This window comes from Streptomyces sp. NPDC050423, from assembly GCF_040655445.1.
In the GTDB taxonomy this organism is placed as follows: domain Bacteria; phylum Actinomycetota; class Actinomycetes; order Streptomycetales; family Streptomycetaceae; genus Streptomyces.
Genome location: NZ_JBFAJY010000027.1, coordinates 1 through 16996, shown reverse-complemented (window position 1 = coordinate 16996; position 16996 = coordinate 1). Strand labels below are relative to the sequence as shown.

The following is a 16996-nucleotide window of genomic DNA, read 5'->3' as shown; positions in this document are numbered from 1 at the left end:
CTTACAAGGTCAGGTGATGTCGTCATAACCGTTCGACCGCGGCGATCTTCCGCCGTCCCGTTCCCCGTCCGCCTGTTCCGGCAGGGAGGGCCGCGACGCCGGCACGTTGTCCATGTCGCCGATGTCATCGGGGGTGAGATCCAGCTCCGACGCCTCGTCGTCGTCCAGCTCGGCGTCGGGGTTGTTCCGTCGCTTTCGCCGGTCGTTGACCATGCAGATGCCGAGCGCGAGGAAGTAGAGCAGCACGATCGGCGCTGCCAGCGTGATCATCGTCAGCGGGTCACCCGTAGGCGTGGCCACCGCGGCGAAGATCGTGATGCCCATGACCATGGCGCGCCACCAGGACGCGAGCCGCTTGGCCGAGAGCACTCCGGTGAAGTTCAGCAGAACGAGCAGGAGTGGCAGCTCGAAGGCGAGACCGAACACGATCACCATGCGCGTGACGATGTTGAGGTAGTCGTCGACAGGCAGCAGGTTCGTCGTGTTGTCCGGAGTGAAACCGAGCAGAACCGCGGCGGTCTGCGGCATCAGGAGGTAGGCGAGCGCCGCACCCACGAGGAACAGCGGTACGCCCACGCCGACGAAGCTGAGTGCGTACTTCTTCTCGTGCTTGTGCAGACCCGGGGCCAGGAACGCCCAGAGCTGGTAGAGCCAGACCGGAGTGGAGAACACCACGCCTGCCATGAGGGAGACCTTGAGCGCGATGGAGAACGGACCGACCAGGCCGTTCACTGTCATCTCCGCGCACGGCCGGCCGTTGATCTGCTTGGGCCCGCCGTTGCTGCAGCCGACCGATCCCAGGATCGGATGGATCAGGAAGTCGATCAGTTCCTTGTAGAAAAAGGCTGTGACCGATGTGATGACGATGACCGCCAGGACCGCGATCAGCAGTCGGTTACGCAACTCACGCAGGTGATCAGCGAGAGGCATCCGCCCCTCGCCGTCCTTCTCCTGCTTGCGGGCAGACTTGAGCAACCCACTTCCCTCGTCTCGTGCGGCAGCTGCCGAGGAACCGTCAGCTGTCAGCTCTGGGTGGTGGGCTTCGCTTCATTCACGGGGCGGGAGCTCGTGACATCACCGGGCGCGGCCTGAATGGTGCGCGCGGCGGCGGGCTGCTGGGCCGTCTGGTCGGCGGCTGCTTCCGTCGTGGCCGTCGCCGCCGGCTCGTCGTCCTTCCGCATCGCCTTGGCCTCGCTCTTGAGGATGCGAGCCGACTTGCCCAGCGAACGGGCCATGTCAGGAAGCTTCTTGGCACCGAACAACAGCAGAACGACAGCGATGATCAGAACGATCTCTAGAGGCTTCAGATTGCCCATGATGTGCTTCCTTCTCGCTGAGGCGGCTGGAGGTGGGCTCGCTGCCCTTGGGCCGGACACGCATCCGACCAATTTGCCGGGAGCGATCGTAACCCGCAGGAGTAAACGCGAGGCAATGCCCGTGCATACTTTGGATAGCGGCCAGCACCTCCCTGCCCGGGCCGCCACCAGCAGCGTACCCTCCGAAACTGAGAAACAGGAGGCCGCGCCCGCCCGGATCGAGCAGGCCGCCTACCTCAGGGTTTCGCCTGTGGCCGCGAGATCCGTGGCCGCGTGCTCCAGGTCCTCGGCGGCCCGGTTGATGCGCTCGGTGGTACGCGTCACCTGGTGACCGAGCCGCTGGGCCTCGATGAAGACCTTGATGGCCAGCACGCCCAGGACGGCGATTCCGAGGAACCCCAGGGCGATGGCGAGCATGGGCCAGAACATGTGCAGAGCCTCGATGTTTCTCGTGTCCGGGTAACCGTCGTCCGATGTTCCGGGTGTCCGTCGTCCGATGTTCTGACGGCCGGTGTCCTGTGCAGGCCGGTGCGGTCTGTCTAACGGCCGGTGTGCAGGCGCAGCGTCCGGACGCCGCCGTCGGTGAGGAGCTCGACTATCCGCTCCCCCGCGGGTCTGCGGACGGCGGCGTCGCAGTCGGGGCAGGTGAAGGAGTAGAACGTCGTCCGGCTGGTGGCGCCGATCGCGAGCCGGATGGCGCCCGCCGCCAGCTCGAACCGTGCGCGGCAGTCCGGGCAGGCGGCCCTGAACCGTACGGACTCGGGAACGACGACGGTCGGGACCGAAGAGACATCCGACACCACGGACAGGTTGCTCATATCTCCTCCGCCGTCCCTCAGGCCGGGCCGTCGTAGGCGGTGAGTGCCGCTCGGGCCGCCTTCTGCGCGCTCTGCGCCAGCTCCGGCGGCGAGACGATGCGCCCCTCCCGGCCGAGCCGGAGCCCGAGGCGGCGCAGCGAGGCGGGGTCGGGGGTCCGCAGGGTGATCCGCAGACCGCCGTCGGGCAGCTCCTCGGCGCTGTCGTGCGGGTAGTACTCGGCGACCCAGCGCCCGCCGGGACCGACCTCGACCACGACCTCCGGATCCTCGGCGGCGGGCTGGACCAGACCCTCCGACAGATCCCGCAGCTCCAGCTCGGGCGGCGCGGCCGGCTCGTCGAGCAGCCGGATCTCGGCGACCCGGTCGAGGCGGAAGGTACGCCGGTCCTCGGAGGACCGGCACCACGCCTCCATATAGGTGTGCCCGACGGCGAAGAGCCGGATCGGGTCCACCTCACGCTCGGTGAGCTCGTCGCGCGCGGGCGAGTAGTAGCGCAGCCAGAGCCGGCGCCGCTCGGAGATCGCCCGGTCCACATCGGCGAAGACGCCGCCTTCGGACTCGAAGGTGACCGAGAGCCGGGAGCTCGCCGCCCCCACCTCACCGGCCGCGGCCTCCAGCTTGGCGGTGGCGCGCAGCAGTGCCTGCCGGTCGCTCTCCCGCAGTCCGGGCAGCGTCGCGACGGCGCGGGCGGCGACCAGCAGGGCCGTCGCCTCGTCGGCGGCGAGCCGGAGCGGCTCCGCGACATCGTCCGGGTTGTGCCACCAGATCCGGTCGCCGTCGGTGTCGATGTCCAGCAGATCGCCGCCGCGGAAGCTGGTCCCGCACATGGGCAGGACGTCGAGGTCCGAGATGAGCTCGTCCTCGGTGATCCCGAAGGCCCGCGCGACGTCCTGGACGTGGGCGCCGGGGCGCTCGCGCAGGTAGGTCACCAGGGAGAGCATCCGGCGGGTCTGGTCGATGGCGTTCGTGGCCATGAATACGGTCCCCTCAGTCCTTGGCCACGGCGCGCAGCCGGTCCACCACATCGGCCCGCAGATCCGCAGGTTCCTGTACGACCACGTCCGGGCCGAACTCGACGAGCCAGGCGTCCAGACCGTGTCCGTACGGAATCTCCAGCTCCTCCCACCCGTTCCCGAGCTCCCGGACCGATATCGCGCGGGCCCGCAGCGGGTAGCCGGAGTCGGCCCGCAGCCTGATCAGTGCGGTACGGGTCGCCGTCTCCCCCGCCCAGCTCTCGACGGTCTCGCGGACCGTGACGACGTCGGGCACCTCGGCGGTGAACGCGCCGGCCCTGGAGCGCACCTTGCCGGCGATCCGGGAGAGCCGGAACACCCGCTCGGCGCCCCGGTCCCGGTCCCAGCCGGCCAGGTACCAGTGCCCGCGCCAGCACTCCAGCGTCCACGGCTCGACCTGGCGCTGCTCGGGGCGGGCGGCGTTGGCCTTGCGGTAGTCGAAGGTCACCGGCCGGCGGTCCCGGCAGGCCAGCATCAGCGGTTCGAACGCGGCCTCGTGGACGGGGATACGGGGTTCGAGGGCGCTGTGCACCTCGTACGCGTCCTCGGCCTCCGGCATGCCCGCCGCCCGCAGCTTCTGCAGGGCGCCGCTGGCCGCGCCGGCCAGCCGGGCCTGCTGCCAGACCTTGGCGGCCAGTCCGAGTGCGGCGGCCTCCTCGGCGTCCAGCGTGATCGGGGGCAGCCGGTTGCTGTCGCGGCGGGCGAGATAGCCGGTGTCGCCGTCCAGGTTCTCCACGGTCTCGATGACCAGACCGAGCTCGCGCAGATCGTCCTTGTCGCGCTCGAACATCCGATTGAAGGCGTCGTCGGAGCCCGCCTCCAGATAGGCCTCGATGGAACCGCGCAGTTCGCGCTTGCTGAGCGGGCGCCGGGTCCCCAGCAGACACAGCGCCAGGTTCATCAGCCGCTCGGCCTTGGCAATCGCCATCGACGCCCTTTCTGTTTTGCTCTACGACCGTCGACCGTACCGCTCCGGGGGGCCCGGACGAAAGCGAGGGCCCGTGCCTTGCGGCACGGGCCCTGGCATCGCACACAAGTGCGGGATCAGACAGCGACCAGGTCGCAGACGAAGATCAGCGTCTCGCCGGGCGCGATGGTGCCGACGCCGCGGTCACCGTACGCCAGGTGCGCGGGGATGGTCAGCTGGCGACGGCCGCCGACCTTCATGCCCTGCACGCCCTGGTCCCAGCCCTTGATGACCTGGCCGCCACCGAGCTGGAACTTGAGCGGAGCGCCGCGGTTCCAGGAGGCGTCGAACTCCTCACCGGTGGAGAAGGCCACGCCCACGTAGTGGACGGAGACGGTCTGGCCGGCCTGGGCGACCGCGCCGTCGCCTTCCCAGATCTCCTTGATCTCCAGGTCGGCCGGCGGCTCGCCACCCGGGAAGTCGATCTCGGGCTTCTCGATGCTCACTGACTTTGCTCCTCTAAATGATGAACTGGGCAACCGGGACAGTCTTACATCTTCGCCAGGATGTCCACGGCGAAGACGAGCGTCGAGTTCGCCGGGATGGACTGCTGCGCCTTGCTGCCGAAGGCCTGGTCCGGCGGGACGACGAGCAGCACACGGCTGCCGATCTTCTTCCCGATCAGGCCGTTCTTGAGTCCCTTGAGGGTGACCTGGGCCAGCGGGAAGGTCTGCGTCTTGCCCGTCGCGTAGGTGCTGTCGAACGTCTTGCCGTCCTTCCACAGCAGACCCACGTAGTTCACGACGACGCTGTCGGTCTCCTTGACGACCTCGCCCTTGGACTCCAGGACGTAGTTGGAGACCAGCTTCTTGGGCGGGGTGGACTTGCTGGGGATCTTGACCGTCGGCGCCTTGCCGTCCGTGTTCGTGCCCACCTTCGGCAGGTCGACGTTGTCCTGGGCGACCTCGCTGCCCTTGGCGGACGCCGGGATCTGCTTCGCCTTCAGGATGTCGACGACGAAGACGAGCGTGGCGTTCGGCTTGATGTCGCCCTGGCCCTGATCGCCGTAACCGAGGTCCGGCGGGATGACCAGCTCGACCCTGCTGCCGACCTTCTGGCCGACGAGGCCCTTGTCCCAGCCCTGGATGACCATGCCGGCGCCGAGCGTCAGGTCGAACGGCTGCTTGCGGTCGAAGCTGTTGTCGAACGGCTTGGTGGAGTCCCACGCCTGCCCGAGGTAGTTGACCTGGATCGCGTCGCCGTTCTTGAGCTTCGCGCCGTCACCCTCACTGACGACGTTGGTCTTCAGCTCCTTGGGCGGCGTTCCCGTGCCCTTGGCCACGGTGGGCTTCTCGCCGAACTTCGCGCCCGCGGTGATGGCGGGGAATCCGTCCTTGGTGGGGGCGGACGCGGAGGCGGAAGCGGAGGCGGATCCCTTGTCTTCGCTGCCGCAGGCCGCTGACAGCAGCAGCAGGGGGACGACTAGAAGGCCGGCAAGTCGGCGCACTGGTTCCTCAGATCTCAGACGACACATTTGTTACGCGGTCCCGGACACTCTAGGGCGTGCGCAGGGCCCCGTACGAGGAACGTACGGGGCCCGAGTCGCGCCAGGGCCTGTCGACAGGCCCTGGGAGCCGAGGCACTTCCTGCACCGAATCACATACCCGCGATCAGCTTCTCCACTCGGTCGTCCACGGAACGGAACGGGTCCTTGCACAACACCGTCCGCTGCGCCTGGTCGTTGAGCTTGAGGTGGACCCAGTCGACGGTGAAGTCCCGCCGCTGCTCCTGGGCCCGCCGGATGAAGTCGCCGCGCAGCCTCGCCCGGGTGGTCTGCGGGGGCACCGACTTGCCCTCGAAGATCTTCAGGTCGTTGCAGATGCGGGCCGCCTGCCCCCTGCGCTCCAGCAGGTAGTACAGGCCGCGGCGGCGATGGATGTCGTGGTAGGCGAGGTCTATCTGGGCGACCCGCGGATTCGACATGGTCATGTTGTGCTTGGCCCGGTAGCGCTCGATGAGCTTGTACTTCATGACCCAGTCGATCTCGGTACCGATCCGGTCGAGGTCCTCGGCCTCGATCGCGTCGAGCGTGCGGCCCCACAGTTCGAGGACCTTCTCGACGTTGCCCGTACGGATGCCGCGACGGTCGACGAAGTCCACGGCCTTCTCGTAGTACTCGCGCTGTACCTCGATGGCGGATGCCTCGCGGCCACTGGCGAGGCGCACCTTGCGCTGCCCCGTGGTGTCGTGGCTGACCTCGCGGATCGCCCGGATGGGGTTCTCCAGGGTCAGATCCCGCATCACCGTGCCCGCCTCGATCATGCGGAGCACCAGGTCGGTCGCGCCGACCTTGAGCAGCATGGTCGTCTCGGACATGTTGGAGTCGCCGACGATGACGTGGAGGCGGCGGTACCGCTCCGCGTCCGCGTGCGGTTCGTCCCGGGTGTTGATGATCGGACGGGAGCGTGTCGTCGCGGAACTGACACCCTCCCAGATGTGCTCGGCACGCTGGCTGACGCAGTAGACGGCGCCCCGCGGGGTCTGCAGCACCTTGCCGGCACCGCAGATCAGCTGCCTCGTGACGAGGAAGGGAATGAGGATGTCCGCGAGCCGGGAGAATTCTCCGTGCCGGGCCACGAGGTAGTTCTCATGACATCCGTAGGAGTTTCCAGCCGAGTCGGTGTTGTTCTTGAAAAGATAGACGTCGCCCGCGATTCCCTCCTCGTGCAGACGGCGTTCGGCGTCGACAAGCAGGCCTTCGAGAATGCGCTCGCCGGCCTTGTCGTGAGTGACCAGCTCGGTCAGATTGTCGCATTCGGGGGTTGCATATTCCGGATGCGATCCCACGTCGAGGTAGAGGCGGGCGCCGTTCCGCAGAAAGACATTGCTGCTGCGGCCCCATGACACAACACGGCGGAAGAGGTAGCGCGCCACTTCATCAGGAGACAGTCGGCGCTGTCCCCTGAACGTGCACGTGACGCCGTACTCGTTCTCCAGCCCGAAAATGCGGCGGTCCATGACTGAACATTACGCCTGATGGCCCGAGCTGAAACCGGGTTCGACGGCACCGTTTCGATCATTTTCCGATCCTCGCACCGCAACAGCACTACGCCCGGGAGCTGCGAGGACCTTTCCGGTGGCCAGCAGAACCAGCAGCGCGGCCACTCCACCGGCCCCCGCGACGGCGAAGCTCCACGCCGTCCCGCCCAGTTCCACGGCCGGGCCCGCCACGGCCGTCCCGGCCGCCGCGCCCACCCCGAACGTCGTCACGAGCCAGGAGAACGCCTCCGTCACCGTGCCCCGCGGGGCGTGCCGGTCGACGACGATGAATGAGCAGGCGATCGCGGGTGCCAGGAACACCCCGGCGACGCCGGCCAGCACGGTCATCGCCACCACGCCGGGGGTCAGCGTCAGCGGCAGATAGCCGAGCGCGAGCAGCGCCACGATCACCCGCAGCCGGCGCTCGGGCGGCCCCGACCACTGGCGCGCCCCGTAAACCACGCCGCCGATCAGCGCACCGAGCCCCAGCGCGGCCATCAGCCAGCCGTAGACGGACTCCTGGCCCCGGTCGTCGGCGTACGCCACGCCCGCCACCGTGATCGAGCCCAGCGCCAGTCCGACGAAGAAGAAGGATCCGAGCAGCACCAGCAGCCCCGGCGAGCGGAGGGCGCCCAGCCAGTGCGCCTCGCGCGGCGCGGAACGCCAGGTCCTGGACGGCTCGGACAGCACGACGGAGAGCGCCCCCAGGACCCCGATCGCGTTGATGACGAGCAGCGCGGCGGCGGGCGACCAGAGGGAGACCAGCAGGGTCACCAGCAGCGGCCCCACCGTGAACATGACCTCCTGCGCGACCGCGTCCATGGCGTACGCCCGGTGCACCCGGTCCTCGCCGCCCAGGACGCTGGGCCACAGGGCCCGCAGGCCGCCCTCCAGGGGCGGTGTGGCCACCCCGGCCAGGGCCACGGCCCCGTAGGCGAGCGGCAGCGACCCGAAGCCCGCCACGGCGAGCAGGGCCATGCCGAGTGCGGACAGGACGGCGGCGGGCAGCTGGACGCGCGGCTGGCCGTACAGGTCCACGGCGCGGCCCAGCAGCGGCTGCCCGACCGCCGTGCCCAGGCCGTACACCGCGGCGAGCGCGCCCGCGAGGGCGTAGCTGCCGCCCTCCGCACGGGTGAACAGCACGATCGCGATGGGGGCGGTGCCGTTCGGCAGCCGCCCCACGAGGGTGCCCGTCAGCAGCCGGGCGGCGTGCCGCGCCCGGAGGATGTCCAGATATCCCGCGGCCATGTCCCGCCCCTCTCCCTGGGACGCCTTCCGGCCACCCGAGGTTTTACGTATAACTTCCGGGTTCATACGTACCATGTGGCCAGTCGGCGGGTCCACCCCACGGCGCCTGCCCCGACCGGCCCGGAGGCCCGAGTGACCAGCCCAGCACAGCCGGCCCCGGCCCGGCCCACCAGCCGTGACGTGGCACGGGCCGCAGGTGTCTCCCAGGCCACCGTCTCCCTGGTCCTCGGCGACAAGTGGCGGGGCAGGGTCTCCGAGGCCACCGCGGACCGCGTGCGGGAGGCCGCCCGCGGCATCGGCTACCGGCCGAATCTCGCCGCCCGCAATCTGCGCCTGGGCCGCACCAGGACCGCCCTGCTCGTCGTCCCGGCCCTCACCAACGAGTTCTTCGCCCGGGTGTACACCGGGGCCGCCGCGGTCGCCGCCGAACACGGCTTCGGCGTCGTCCTCTACCCCTCGCCCGACGGCACCGGCCCGGCCCGGGACCCGTTCGCCTCGGCCCGCGCCGCACTCGACGGGGTGATCGCCTCCTCCATGGCCGCCGACGCCCTGGGCGCCCTGCACGGGGCGGGTCTGCCCCTGGTCATGCTCGACAGCGATCCCTCGGCCCCGGGTCCGGCGGCCCGGGTCAACCTCGATGTCGCCGACGGGATGCGCCAGGTGACGGAGCACCTGCTCGCTCTCGGTCACCGCCGCTTCGTCCATCTCGCCTCGGCCGTCGACACCTGGACGTTCACCGTCCGCGCCGGAGCCGTCCGGGACGCGCTGCGCGGCGTGCCCGGCACCGGCCTGCACACCGTGCCGGCGGCCCTGGACGTACGGGCCGGCCGAGAGGCCGCGGAACGCGCGCTGGCCCTCCCCGGACCCCGCCCCACCGCCGTCGTCTGCGACGACGACATCCTGGCCGCGGGCGCCTGCAAGGCCGCCCGCCGGCTCGGGCTGCGGGTACCGGACGACGTCTCCGTGACCGGCTTCGACGATCTGGCCCTGGCCACGGCCGTGGAGCCGGAACTCACCACCGTGCGGCTGCCGGCCGAGCAGGTCGGCGAACGCGGCATGCGCGCCCTGCTGGCCGTTCTGGAGGGCCGCACGGCCGAAACCGGCAGCCTGCCGGTGCACCTGGTGGTCCGCGGCTCGTCCGCTCCCGCGCCCGCGGACCGGCGCTCATGACAGAGCCCCGGCCCGCCGGGGAGGCGGACCGGGGCGCAGACACCCAGCGGAACGGGCTACTCCACGTCCCCACCGGAATCGGTGGAGCCGGTTGCGCCCTTGGAGTCGGTTGCGTCCTTGGAGTCGGTGGAAGCCTGGCTGTCGGCGGCGGCCTTCTTCCCGCTCGACTTGCCACTCGACTTGCCACTCGGCTTACCGGTGTCCGTCGCGGCGGCGGTGTCGTCGCCGTCCTCCGTGTCCGAGGGGGCGTCCGTCGGCGTCGAGCCGGCGCCGTCCGCCTCCAGCAGCCGGGCGAGCTGCCGGCCGACGATCCGCTTGAACTTGCGCTGCTGCGGCCTCGTACGGTCCAGGACCGCGACCTCGAGCCGCTCCGCGGGGATCTCCCGCTCGCTGCCGTTGGGGTCGCGTGACAGCGCCTGCACCGCCAGCTTCAGCGCCTCGGCGAGCGACATCCCGTCACGGTGCCGCTGGTCGAGGAAGGTGCTGATCTGCTCCGCGTTGCCACCGACGGCGACCGAGCCGTGCTCGTCCACGATCGAGCCGTCGTGCGGCAGCCGGTAGATCTGGTCACCGTCCGCCGCCGCGCCCACCTCGGCGACGACCAGCTCCACCTCGTACGGCTTCTCGGCCGCACTGGAGAAGATGGTGCCGAGTGTCTGCGCGTAGACATTCGCCAGTCCACGGGCCGTCACGTCGTCACGGTCATAGGTGTATCCGCGCAGATCCGCATACCGCACACCGCCGATGCGGAGATTCTCGTACTCGTTGTACTTACCGGCGGCGGCGAAACCGATCCGGTCATAGATCTCGCTGAACTTGTGCAGCGCACGGGACGGGTTCTCGCCGACGAACACAATGCCGTCGGTGTACTGCAGCACAACCAGGCTGCGACCACGGGCGATGCCCTTCCGGGCGTATTCCGCCCGGTCGGCCATGGCCTGCTGAGGTGAGACATAGAACGGCGTCGACACCGGCTATCCGTCCCTTTCTGTCAGTGACAAGAGCATCGAAGAAGCCTGGGAACGAGGGGATTCAGAGCAGCTCGGCGCGCGGGCCGTCGGGCTGTTCCATCCTTCGTTCCAGAACCGAGCGGGCGATGTCGGCGGATTCCGTCTCGGTCAGCTTCCGGAAACCCTCGTCGGTGATGACGGTGATGATCGGATAGATACGCCGGGCCACGTCCGGTCCGCCGGTCGCCGAGTCGTCGTCCGCCGCGTCGTACAGCGCCTGCACGACCAGGGTGAGCGTCTGTTCCTCCGTCAGGTCCTCGCGCCAGAGCTTCTTCATGGAGCCGCGGGCGAAGATCGACCCGGAGCCCGTGGACGCGTAGCCCTGCTCCTCGGAACGGCCTCCGGTGACGTCGTAGGAGAAGATCCGGCCGCGCTCACGGTCGACGTCGTAGCCGGCGAAGACCGGCACCACGGCGAGACCCTGCATGGCCATCGCCAGATTGCTCCGGATCATCGTGGAGAGCCGGTTGGCCTTGCCCTCCAGGGAGAGCTGGGCGCCCTCGACCTTCTCGAAGTGCTCCAGTTCCAGCTGGAACAGCTTGACCATCTCCACGGCCAGACCGGCCGTACCGGCGATACCCACCGCCGAGTACTCGTCGGCCGGGAAGACCTTCTGGATGTCGCGCTGCGCGATCATGCTGCCCATGGTCGCCCGCCGGTCACCGGCGAGGACCACGCCACCGGGGAACGACGCCGCGACGATCGTCGTCCCGTGCGGAGCCTCGATGGCGCCCTTCATGGGCGGCAGCTGCCGGTTGCCCGGCAGCATCCCGGGCGCCTGGTCGGTCAGGAAGTCCATGAAGGAGGACGATCCCGGCGTCAGGAAGGCAGCTGGTAGACGCCCGGTGCTACGAGTGTTGGCTTCCACGCGTTTCCCTCCAGGTAAGCGATGGCCCTGCACAAGGTGTCAGGATCATCTCCCAACTTGCCGATGGCCGAATTGCAGTTGAAGCACAGTACGCCTCGGACCCTACCCGTCTCGTGGCAGTGATCCACATGTACGGCGGGAGCAGCTGAACTGATCGTGCGGCCACCCCGGGGCGTGCGTTCCTCCCCTTCGGCAGGTGCCGCTGCCGGCCGTGCTCGGCCCGGCACTCCCGGCAGTACGCCTGCCACCCATCACGGGATGCCCTGTCGTCGGCAGAGGCACCCCGTGGTGGGAACGTGGCTGCGTGATCAGTTCTGCGAGCGGCTCACGTCGGACATGCCGTACTACTCGCCACCCTTTTGGACAAATGATCGAACGAAGTCCTCGGCGTTGGCCTCGAGGACGTCGTCGATCTCGTCGAGAACGTCGTCGACGTCGTCGCTCAGCTTCTCCTGTCGCTCCTGGAGGTCCTCGGAAGCCTGCGCTTCCTGCGCCTGCTCCTCGGCCCCCTCGGTGGAGCGCGTCGCCTTCTGCTGTCCGCCGCCGGTGTCCTTGGTCGCCATATAGCTCACCCCGCTCGGTTCGAAGCACTTGATCAGACCCTACCTACGGGGTCCGACATTGGCCCGGTACTTGTCTCAACGTCCGGAGGTCATCGGAATGATTCCCAGCCCGCGGCCCTTTCAGCCGCCCGTCAGCACCCGGACCAGCTCTTCCGCGGTACGACAGCGGTCCAGGAGATCCTTGACGTGTTCACGGGTGCCCCGGAGCGGCTCCATGGTGGGTACCCGCTGCAACGAGTCGTGACCCGGGAGGTCGAAGATGACCGAATCCCAGGAGGCCGCCGCGACGTCGTCCGCGTACTGCTCCAGACAGCGTCCGCGGAAATACGCCCTGGTGTCCTCCGGAGGCGCTGTACGGGCCTGCTCGACCTCGTTCTCGTCCAGCAGGCGCTTGATCCTGCCGCGGGCCGCCAGACGGTTGTAGAGGCCCTTGTCGGCCCGTACGTCGGCGTACTGGAGGTCCACCAGATGCAGGCGGGGCGCGTCCCAGCCGAGGTTGTCGCGGCGCCGGTAGCCCTCCATGAGCTCCCGCTTGGCGATCCAGTCCAGCTCGCCCGACAGGCTCATCGGATCGGTCTCCAGCCGGTTGAGCGTGTCCTCCCAGCGGACCAGGATGTCCTTGGTCTGCTCGTCGGCGTCCGCCCCGTACCGCTCCTCGACGTACTTGCGGCCGAGCTCGAAGTACTCCATCTGGAGCTGCACAGCGGTGAGTGTCCGCCCGCTGCGCAGCGTGACCAGCTGCTGGAGATCCGGGTCGTGGGAGACCTGGTGCAGCGTGCGCACCGGCTGGTCGACGGCCAGGTCGACGTTGATGAAGCCGTCCTCGATCATGGAGAGGACCAGCGAGGTGGTGCCCAGCTTGAGATAGGTGGAGATCTCCGAGAGATTCGCGTCGCCGATGATCACATGCAGCCGGCGGTACTTCTCGGCGTCCGAATGGGGCTCGTCGCGGGTGTTGATGATCGGGCGCTTGAGCGTGGTCTCCAGGCCGACCTCGACCTCGAAGTAGTCGGCGCGCTGGCTGATCTGGAAGCCGTGCTCGTGGCCGTCCTGGCCGATTCCGACCCGCCCCGCTCCGGTGAAGACCTGGCGCGAGACGAAGAACGGGGTCAGATGGCGCACGATGTCCGAGAACGGGGTCTCCCGCTTCATCAGATAGTTCTCGTGCGTCCCGTACGAGGCGCCCTTGTTGTCGGTGTTGTTCTTGTAGAGGTGGATCGGCTGGGCGCCGGGCAGCTGGGCCGCGCGTTCGGCGGCCTCGGCCATGATCCGCTCGCCGGCCTTGTCCCAGAGGACGGCGTCCCTGGGGTTGGTGATCTCCGGGGAGCTGTACTCGGGGTGTGCGTGGTCGACGTAGAGCCGTGCCCCGTTGGTGAGGATGACATTGGCCAGGCCGATGTCCTCGTCCGTGAGCTGGCTGGAGTCGGCGGTCTCGCGGGCGAGGTCGAAGCCTCGCGCGTCGCGCAGCGGGTTCTCCTCCTCGAAATCCCAGCGGGCGCGGCGCGCCCGGTGCATCGCCGCCGCGTAGGCGTTGACGATCTGGGACGAGGTGAGCATGGCATTGGCGTTGGGGTGGCCGGGCACGGAGATCCCGTACTCGGTCTCGATGCCCATTACTCGCCGTACGGTCATGCGGCCCTCCTTGCCCGGCGGCTCTCCCTTCCGGGAGCGGCGCTCAAGTACCGCTGCTTGTCCGGTGCGTGCGCGGTTTGCCCGTACCCGCACTGCGCGACCGGGCGGTACGCAAGAGCCTAGAGCGCCTCTGTGCTGGTGGGGAGATCAATTACGTCATTGCTGTGGTGTCGTCGGAGCTGTCCGGAAAGCAACCGGCTGCGGATGCCCGGCCGGGCATCCGCAGCCGGTCCGCGTTCTACAGGTACTGCCCGGTGTTCGCCACCGTGTCGATGGACCGCCCGGTGTCCGCGCCCTGCTTTCCGGTGACGAGTGTGCGGATGAAGACGATCCGCTCACCCTTCTTGCCGGAGATCCTGGCCCAGTCGTCCGGGTTGGTGGTGTTCGGCAGGTCCTCGTTCTCCTTGAACTCGTCCACACAGGCCTGGAGGAGATGGGAGACGCGAAGGCCTTTCTGGCCCTGGTCGAGGAAGGCCTTGATGGCCATCTTCTTGGCCCGGTCGACGATGTTCTGGATCATCGCGCCGGAGTTGAAGTCCTTGAAGTACAGGACTTCCTTGTCGCCGTTGGCGTACGTGACCTCGAGGAAGCGGTTCTCCTCGGACTCGGTGTACATCCGCTCGACGACCGACTGGATCATGGCGTGCGCGGCGGCTTCCCTGGAGCCGGTGTGCTCGGCGAGGTCGTCCGCGTGCAGGGGCAGCGAAGGCGTGAGGTACTTCGCGAAGATGTCCTTCGCGGCCTCCGCGTCCGGACGCTCGATCTTGATCTTCACATCGAGACGGCCCGGTCGCAGGATCGCGGGGTCGATCATGTCCTCACGGTTGGAGGCGCCGATGACGATGACGTTCTCCAGGCCCTCCACGCCGTCGATCTCGGCGAGCAGCTGGGGGACGATGGTGTTCTCCACGTCCGAGCTGACGCCGGATCCCCGGGTACGGAAGAGGGACTCCATCTCGTCGAAGAAGACGATGACGGGGGTGCCCTCACTCGCCTTCTCGCGGGCACGCTGGAAGACCAGGCGGATGTGGCGCTCGGTCTCACCGACGTACTTGTTGAGGAGTTCGGGGCCCTTGATGTTGAGGAAGTAGCTCTTGCCGGTGGGCTGACCGGTGACCTCGGCGACCTTCTTCGCGAGGGAGTTGGCGACGGCCTTGGCGATGAGTGTCTTGCCGCAGCCGGGCGGGCCGTAGAGCAGGATGCCCTTCGGCGGCCGCAGCTCGTGCTCCTTGAAGAGGTCTGGGTGCAGATAGGGGAGCTCGACCGCGTCGCGGATCAGCTCGATCTGGTCGCCCAGTCCGCCGATCTTGTCGTAATCGATGTCCGGGACTTCTTCGAGGACGAGCTCTTCGACCTCGCTCTTGGGAATGACTTCGTAGACGTAGCCGGACCTGGGTTCGAGCAGCAGGGCGTCGCCGGGGCGGATGGTGATGTCCAGCAAGGGCTCGGCGAGCCGCACCACCCGTTCCTCGTCGGTGTGCCCGACCACCAGGGCTCGTTCGCCGTCCTCAAGGATCTCCTTGAGGGTGACGATCTCCCCGGCCCGCTCGAACTCCATGGCGTCGACCACGTTGAGCGCTTCGTTGAGCATGACTTCCTGGCCGCGCCGGAGGTCGTCGAGCTCAACGCTGGGGCTGACGTTCACCCGGAGCTTGCGGCCCCCGGTGAAGATGTCGCAGGTACCGTCCTCGTTGCCTTGCAGGAACACACCGAAACCGGCCGGTGGCTGCGCCAGCCGGTCGACCTCTTCCTTGAGGGCCACGATCTGGTCGCGGGCCTCGCGGAGTGTGTTGGCGAGCCGCTCGTTCTGAGCGGACACGCCCGCGAGATTGGTCTGGAACTCGACGATCCGCTCTTCGAGAATCCTCGTATGGCGCGGAGAGTCGGCGAGCTTACGTCGCAGGACGGCGATTTCCTGCTCGAGATAGGCGACCTGGCCGGCTGGGTCATCTGACCCCCGCGCGGGCCGGATGCCGCGGTTGATGTCGTCGTCGTGGGCTGCCACGGTCCTCACCTCCTCCAAGGGGAGCTGGACGCTTCCTGACCCTACCTGGGTGGGTGATGATTGAAACCCCTAGATCACAAAGACTGTGGGGTGTGTCCGATCTTCACCCTTGCGCTCTCCCTCGTGTCAGGGGAATACCCACCCTTCAACATCGGAAAGCGGCCGGTTGTATCGTCGAAGTGTTCAACACCCGTCAGGGCTGGCTTTTTTTGGTTCGGATACGCAGGAAACGGCAGGCGAAATGACCGCGCAGCAGGACGCTCCCACCGGAAGCGAGACGCAGGACCTGGAGGTCTGGATCGACCAGGACCTCTGTACGGGGGACGGCATCTGTGTGCAGTACGCGCCCGAGGTCTTCGAGCTGGACATCGACGGGCTCGCCTATGTGAAGAGCGCCGGGGACGAACTGCTGCAGGACAAGGGGGCGACCACTCCGGTGCCGCTGCCGATCCTCCAGGACGTGGTCGACTCGGCCAAGGAGTGTCCGGGCGACTGCATTCACGTACGACGCGTTTCGGACAGGGTCGAGGTCTTCGGACCCGAGGCCGCCTGAGCGCCGTCCCGGGGGCCGGCGGCTGCGCGGGGGCATCCGGTCAGACGCTGCCGCCGGTGGAGTCGTCGGACTGGCTGCTCCGTACGAAGGCCCCGTTCTGCCACTGCCAGGTGACCTTCTCCTGCTGGTCGGGGCAGCAGGACGGGATCTCGGGCGAGGAGTAGCCGAGGAGCGTGGCGGCGACGACGCCGTCACGCACCGTGAAGTCGCCGACGCTCATCTTCTGGGCGGGGTCCACCAGGGTCGCGACGATCCTGGGTGCGGCCCCGCTTCCCTGTGTGAGGACGTAGACGCCGCTGGGCGGAGTGCCGAGTCCGGCCGCGCAGTGGACCACCGCGACGGTTTCCGGACGGCCGTCGCCGTCGAGGTCGCCGGGGACCTGCTTGGCGACCGTGTTGCCGGCGCCGCCGCATTCCAGGGGGAACACCGCGCGGTCCGGATCGGGCGGGGCCACGGTCGCCGTGCCGTGCTGCGCCGCGGTGCGGTGGGGCGCGGTGGAGGCCGAGGCGGCCGCGCCGGGCTGGAGCAGGCCGGCTGCCGCGACAACAGCGGCCATGGCCGCCGCGGTGGCGAGCCAGTGCATCGTCTTGGTGTCGGTGTGCGCGAGGTCCGGGAGCGCGGAGGTCTGCACGCGGGATGTCTCCTGTGGTTCCTTTGGTGCGGAATGCCTGAGGGGCAGTGCCGTCGGCAGGGCGTCGGCGGCTGGGTGGGGGGTGGCCAGCATCGTGCCACACCTCACACACCAGCGGAACGGTGGGGACCGACGCCATCGCCAGCGGTGTCGACTCCTGGCCGCCGAGGGTGGTGGCGGGGGCCTGCTTCAGCGGCTTGTTGTCGCCGCGGATGTAGCCGAC

General features: G+C 68.6%; 19 protein-coding genes. 2 read left to right on the top strand and 17 right to left on the bottom strand.

Going from position 1 to position 16996, the window contains the following annotated elements:
* Window positions 1–9: 9 nt before the first annotated feature.
* The 10 genes from tatC to AB0I52_RS20420 form a co-directional block, all read right to left on the bottom strand.
* Window positions 10–975, bottom strand: coding sequence for a twin-arginine translocase subunit TatC (gene tatC / locus AB0I52_RS20465; RefSeq protein ID WP_363074483.1), 966 nt, complete (start codon window positions 973–975; stop codon window positions 10–12).
* 47 nt (window positions 976–1022) lie between these two features.
* Complete coding sequence (gene tatA, locus AB0I52_RS20460; protein ID WP_363074616.1) at window positions 1023–1319, bottom strand: Sec-independent protein translocase subunit TatA; 297 nt, start codon at window positions 1317–1319, stop codon at window positions 1023–1025.
* 228 nt (window positions 1320–1547) lie between these two features.
* Window positions 1548–1745: a hypothetical protein gene (locus AB0I52_RS20455; RefSeq protein WP_363074481.1), complete on the bottom strand. Its 198-nt coding sequence runs from the start codon at window positions 1743–1745 to the stop codon at window positions 1548–1550.
* Between the two features lie 110 nt (window positions 1746–1855).
* Window positions 1856–2134, bottom strand: a complete 279-nt coding sequence (locus AB0I52_RS20450) for a hypothetical protein (RefSeq protein ID WP_363074479.1) — start codon at window positions 2132–2134, stop codon at window positions 1856–1858.
* A gap of 17 nt (window positions 2135–2151) precedes the next feature.
* A complete protein-coding gene (locus AB0I52_RS20445) occupies window positions 2152–3108 on the bottom strand; it encodes a WYL domain-containing protein (RefSeq protein ID WP_363074477.1) in 957 nt (318 codons plus the stop codon).
* Window positions 3109–3121: 13 nt separating this feature from the next.
* Window positions 3122–4075 (bottom strand): WYL domain-containing protein, encoded by a 954-nt coding sequence (locus AB0I52_RS20440; RefSeq protein WP_363074475.1) that lies wholly within the window; start codon window positions 4073–4075, stop codon window positions 3122–3124.
* Between the two features lie 116 nt (window positions 4076–4191).
* A complete protein-coding gene (locus AB0I52_RS20435; RefSeq protein ID WP_363074473.1) occupies window positions 4192–4560 on the bottom strand; it encodes an FKBP-type peptidyl-prolyl cis-trans isomerase in 369 nt (122 codons plus the stop codon).
* 44 nt (window positions 4561–4604) lie between these two features.
* The gene (locus tag AB0I52_RS20430) at window positions 4605–5561 is read right to left on the bottom strand and encodes an FKBP-type peptidyl-prolyl cis-trans isomerase (protein ID WP_363074471.1); all 957 of its coding nucleotides are present in this window, start codon (window positions 5559–5561) and stop codon (window positions 4605–4607) included.
* A gap of 149 nt (window positions 5562–5710) precedes the next feature.
* Window positions 5711–7072, bottom strand: coding sequence for a Pup--protein ligase (gene pafA / locus AB0I52_RS20425; RefSeq protein WP_363074469.1), 1362 nt, complete (start codon window positions 7070–7072; stop codon window positions 5711–5713).
* 9 nt (window positions 7073–7081) lie between these two features.
* The gene (locus AB0I52_RS20420) at window positions 7082–8341 is read right to left on the bottom strand and encodes an MFS transporter (protein ID WP_363074467.1); all 1260 of its coding nucleotides are present in this window, start codon (window positions 8339–8341) and stop codon (window positions 7082–7084) included.
* A 132-nt stretch (window positions 8342–8473) separates the two neighbouring features.
* On the opposite strand from AB0I52_RS20420, the gene AB0I52_RS20415 reads away from it, so the two are divergent.
* Window positions 8474–9511, top strand: a complete 1038-nt coding sequence (locus AB0I52_RS20415) for a LacI family DNA-binding transcriptional regulator (RefSeq protein ID WP_363074465.1) — start codon at window positions 8474–8476, stop codon at window positions 9509–9511.
* A gap of 56 nt (window positions 9512–9567) precedes the next feature.
* Here the strand turns inward: AB0I52_RS20415 and prcA are convergent, their stop codons facing one another.
* From prcA to arc, 6 genes are all read right to left on the bottom strand, one after another.
* The gene (gene prcA / locus AB0I52_RS20410; protein WP_363074463.1) at window positions 9568–10482 is read right to left on the bottom strand and encodes a proteasome subunit alpha; all 915 of its coding nucleotides are present in this window, start codon (window positions 10480–10482) and stop codon (window positions 9568–9570) included.
* 61 nt (window positions 10483–10543) lie between these two features.
* Window positions 10544–11389 carry a proteasome subunit beta gene (gene prcB, locus AB0I52_RS20405; protein WP_363074461.1) on the bottom strand — a complete coding sequence of 282 codons (846 nt, stop codon included), beginning with the start codon at window positions 11387–11389 and terminating at the stop codon, window positions 10544–10546.
* Window positions 11341–11517, bottom strand: coding sequence for an endonuclease domain-containing protein (locus AB0I52_RS20400; RefSeq protein WP_363074459.1), 177 nt, complete (start codon window positions 11515–11517; stop codon window positions 11341–11343). The genes prcB and AB0I52_RS20400 overlap by 49 nt, the downstream gene beginning before the upstream one ends.
* Before the next feature lie 216 nt (window positions 11518–11733).
* A complete protein-coding gene (locus AB0I52_RS20395; RefSeq protein WP_363074457.1) occupies window positions 11734–11952 on the bottom strand; it encodes a ubiquitin-like protein Pup in 219 nt (72 codons plus the stop codon).
* 120 nt (window positions 11953–12072) lie between these two features.
* Window positions 12073–13584 carry a depupylase/deamidase Dop gene (gene dop / locus AB0I52_RS20390; protein WP_363074455.1) on the bottom strand — a complete coding sequence of 504 codons (1512 nt, stop codon included), beginning with the start codon at window positions 13582–13584 and terminating at the stop codon, window positions 12073–12075.
* A 238-nt stretch (window positions 13585–13822) separates the two neighbouring features.
* Window positions 13823–15589, bottom strand: a complete 1767-nt coding sequence (gene arc / locus AB0I52_RS20385; RefSeq protein WP_363074453.1) for a proteasome ATPase — start codon at window positions 15587–15589, stop codon at window positions 13823–13825.
* A gap of 241 nt (window positions 15590–15830) precedes the next feature.
* Between arc and AB0I52_RS20380 the strand changes: the two genes are divergently transcribed.
* On the top strand, window positions 15831–16142 hold the full coding sequence (locus AB0I52_RS20380; RefSeq protein ID WP_363074451.1) for a ferredoxin: 312 nt from the start codon (window positions 15831–15833) through the stop codon (window positions 16140–16142).
* Between the two features lie 40 nt (window positions 16143–16182).
* Here the strand turns inward: AB0I52_RS20380 and AB0I52_RS20375 are convergent, their stop codons facing one another.
* On the bottom strand, window positions 16183–16773 hold the full coding sequence (locus AB0I52_RS20375) for a hypothetical protein (RefSeq protein WP_363074449.1): 591 nt from the start codon (window positions 16771–16773) through the stop codon (window positions 16183–16185).
* Between the last annotated feature and the right edge of the window lie 223 nt (window positions 16774–16996).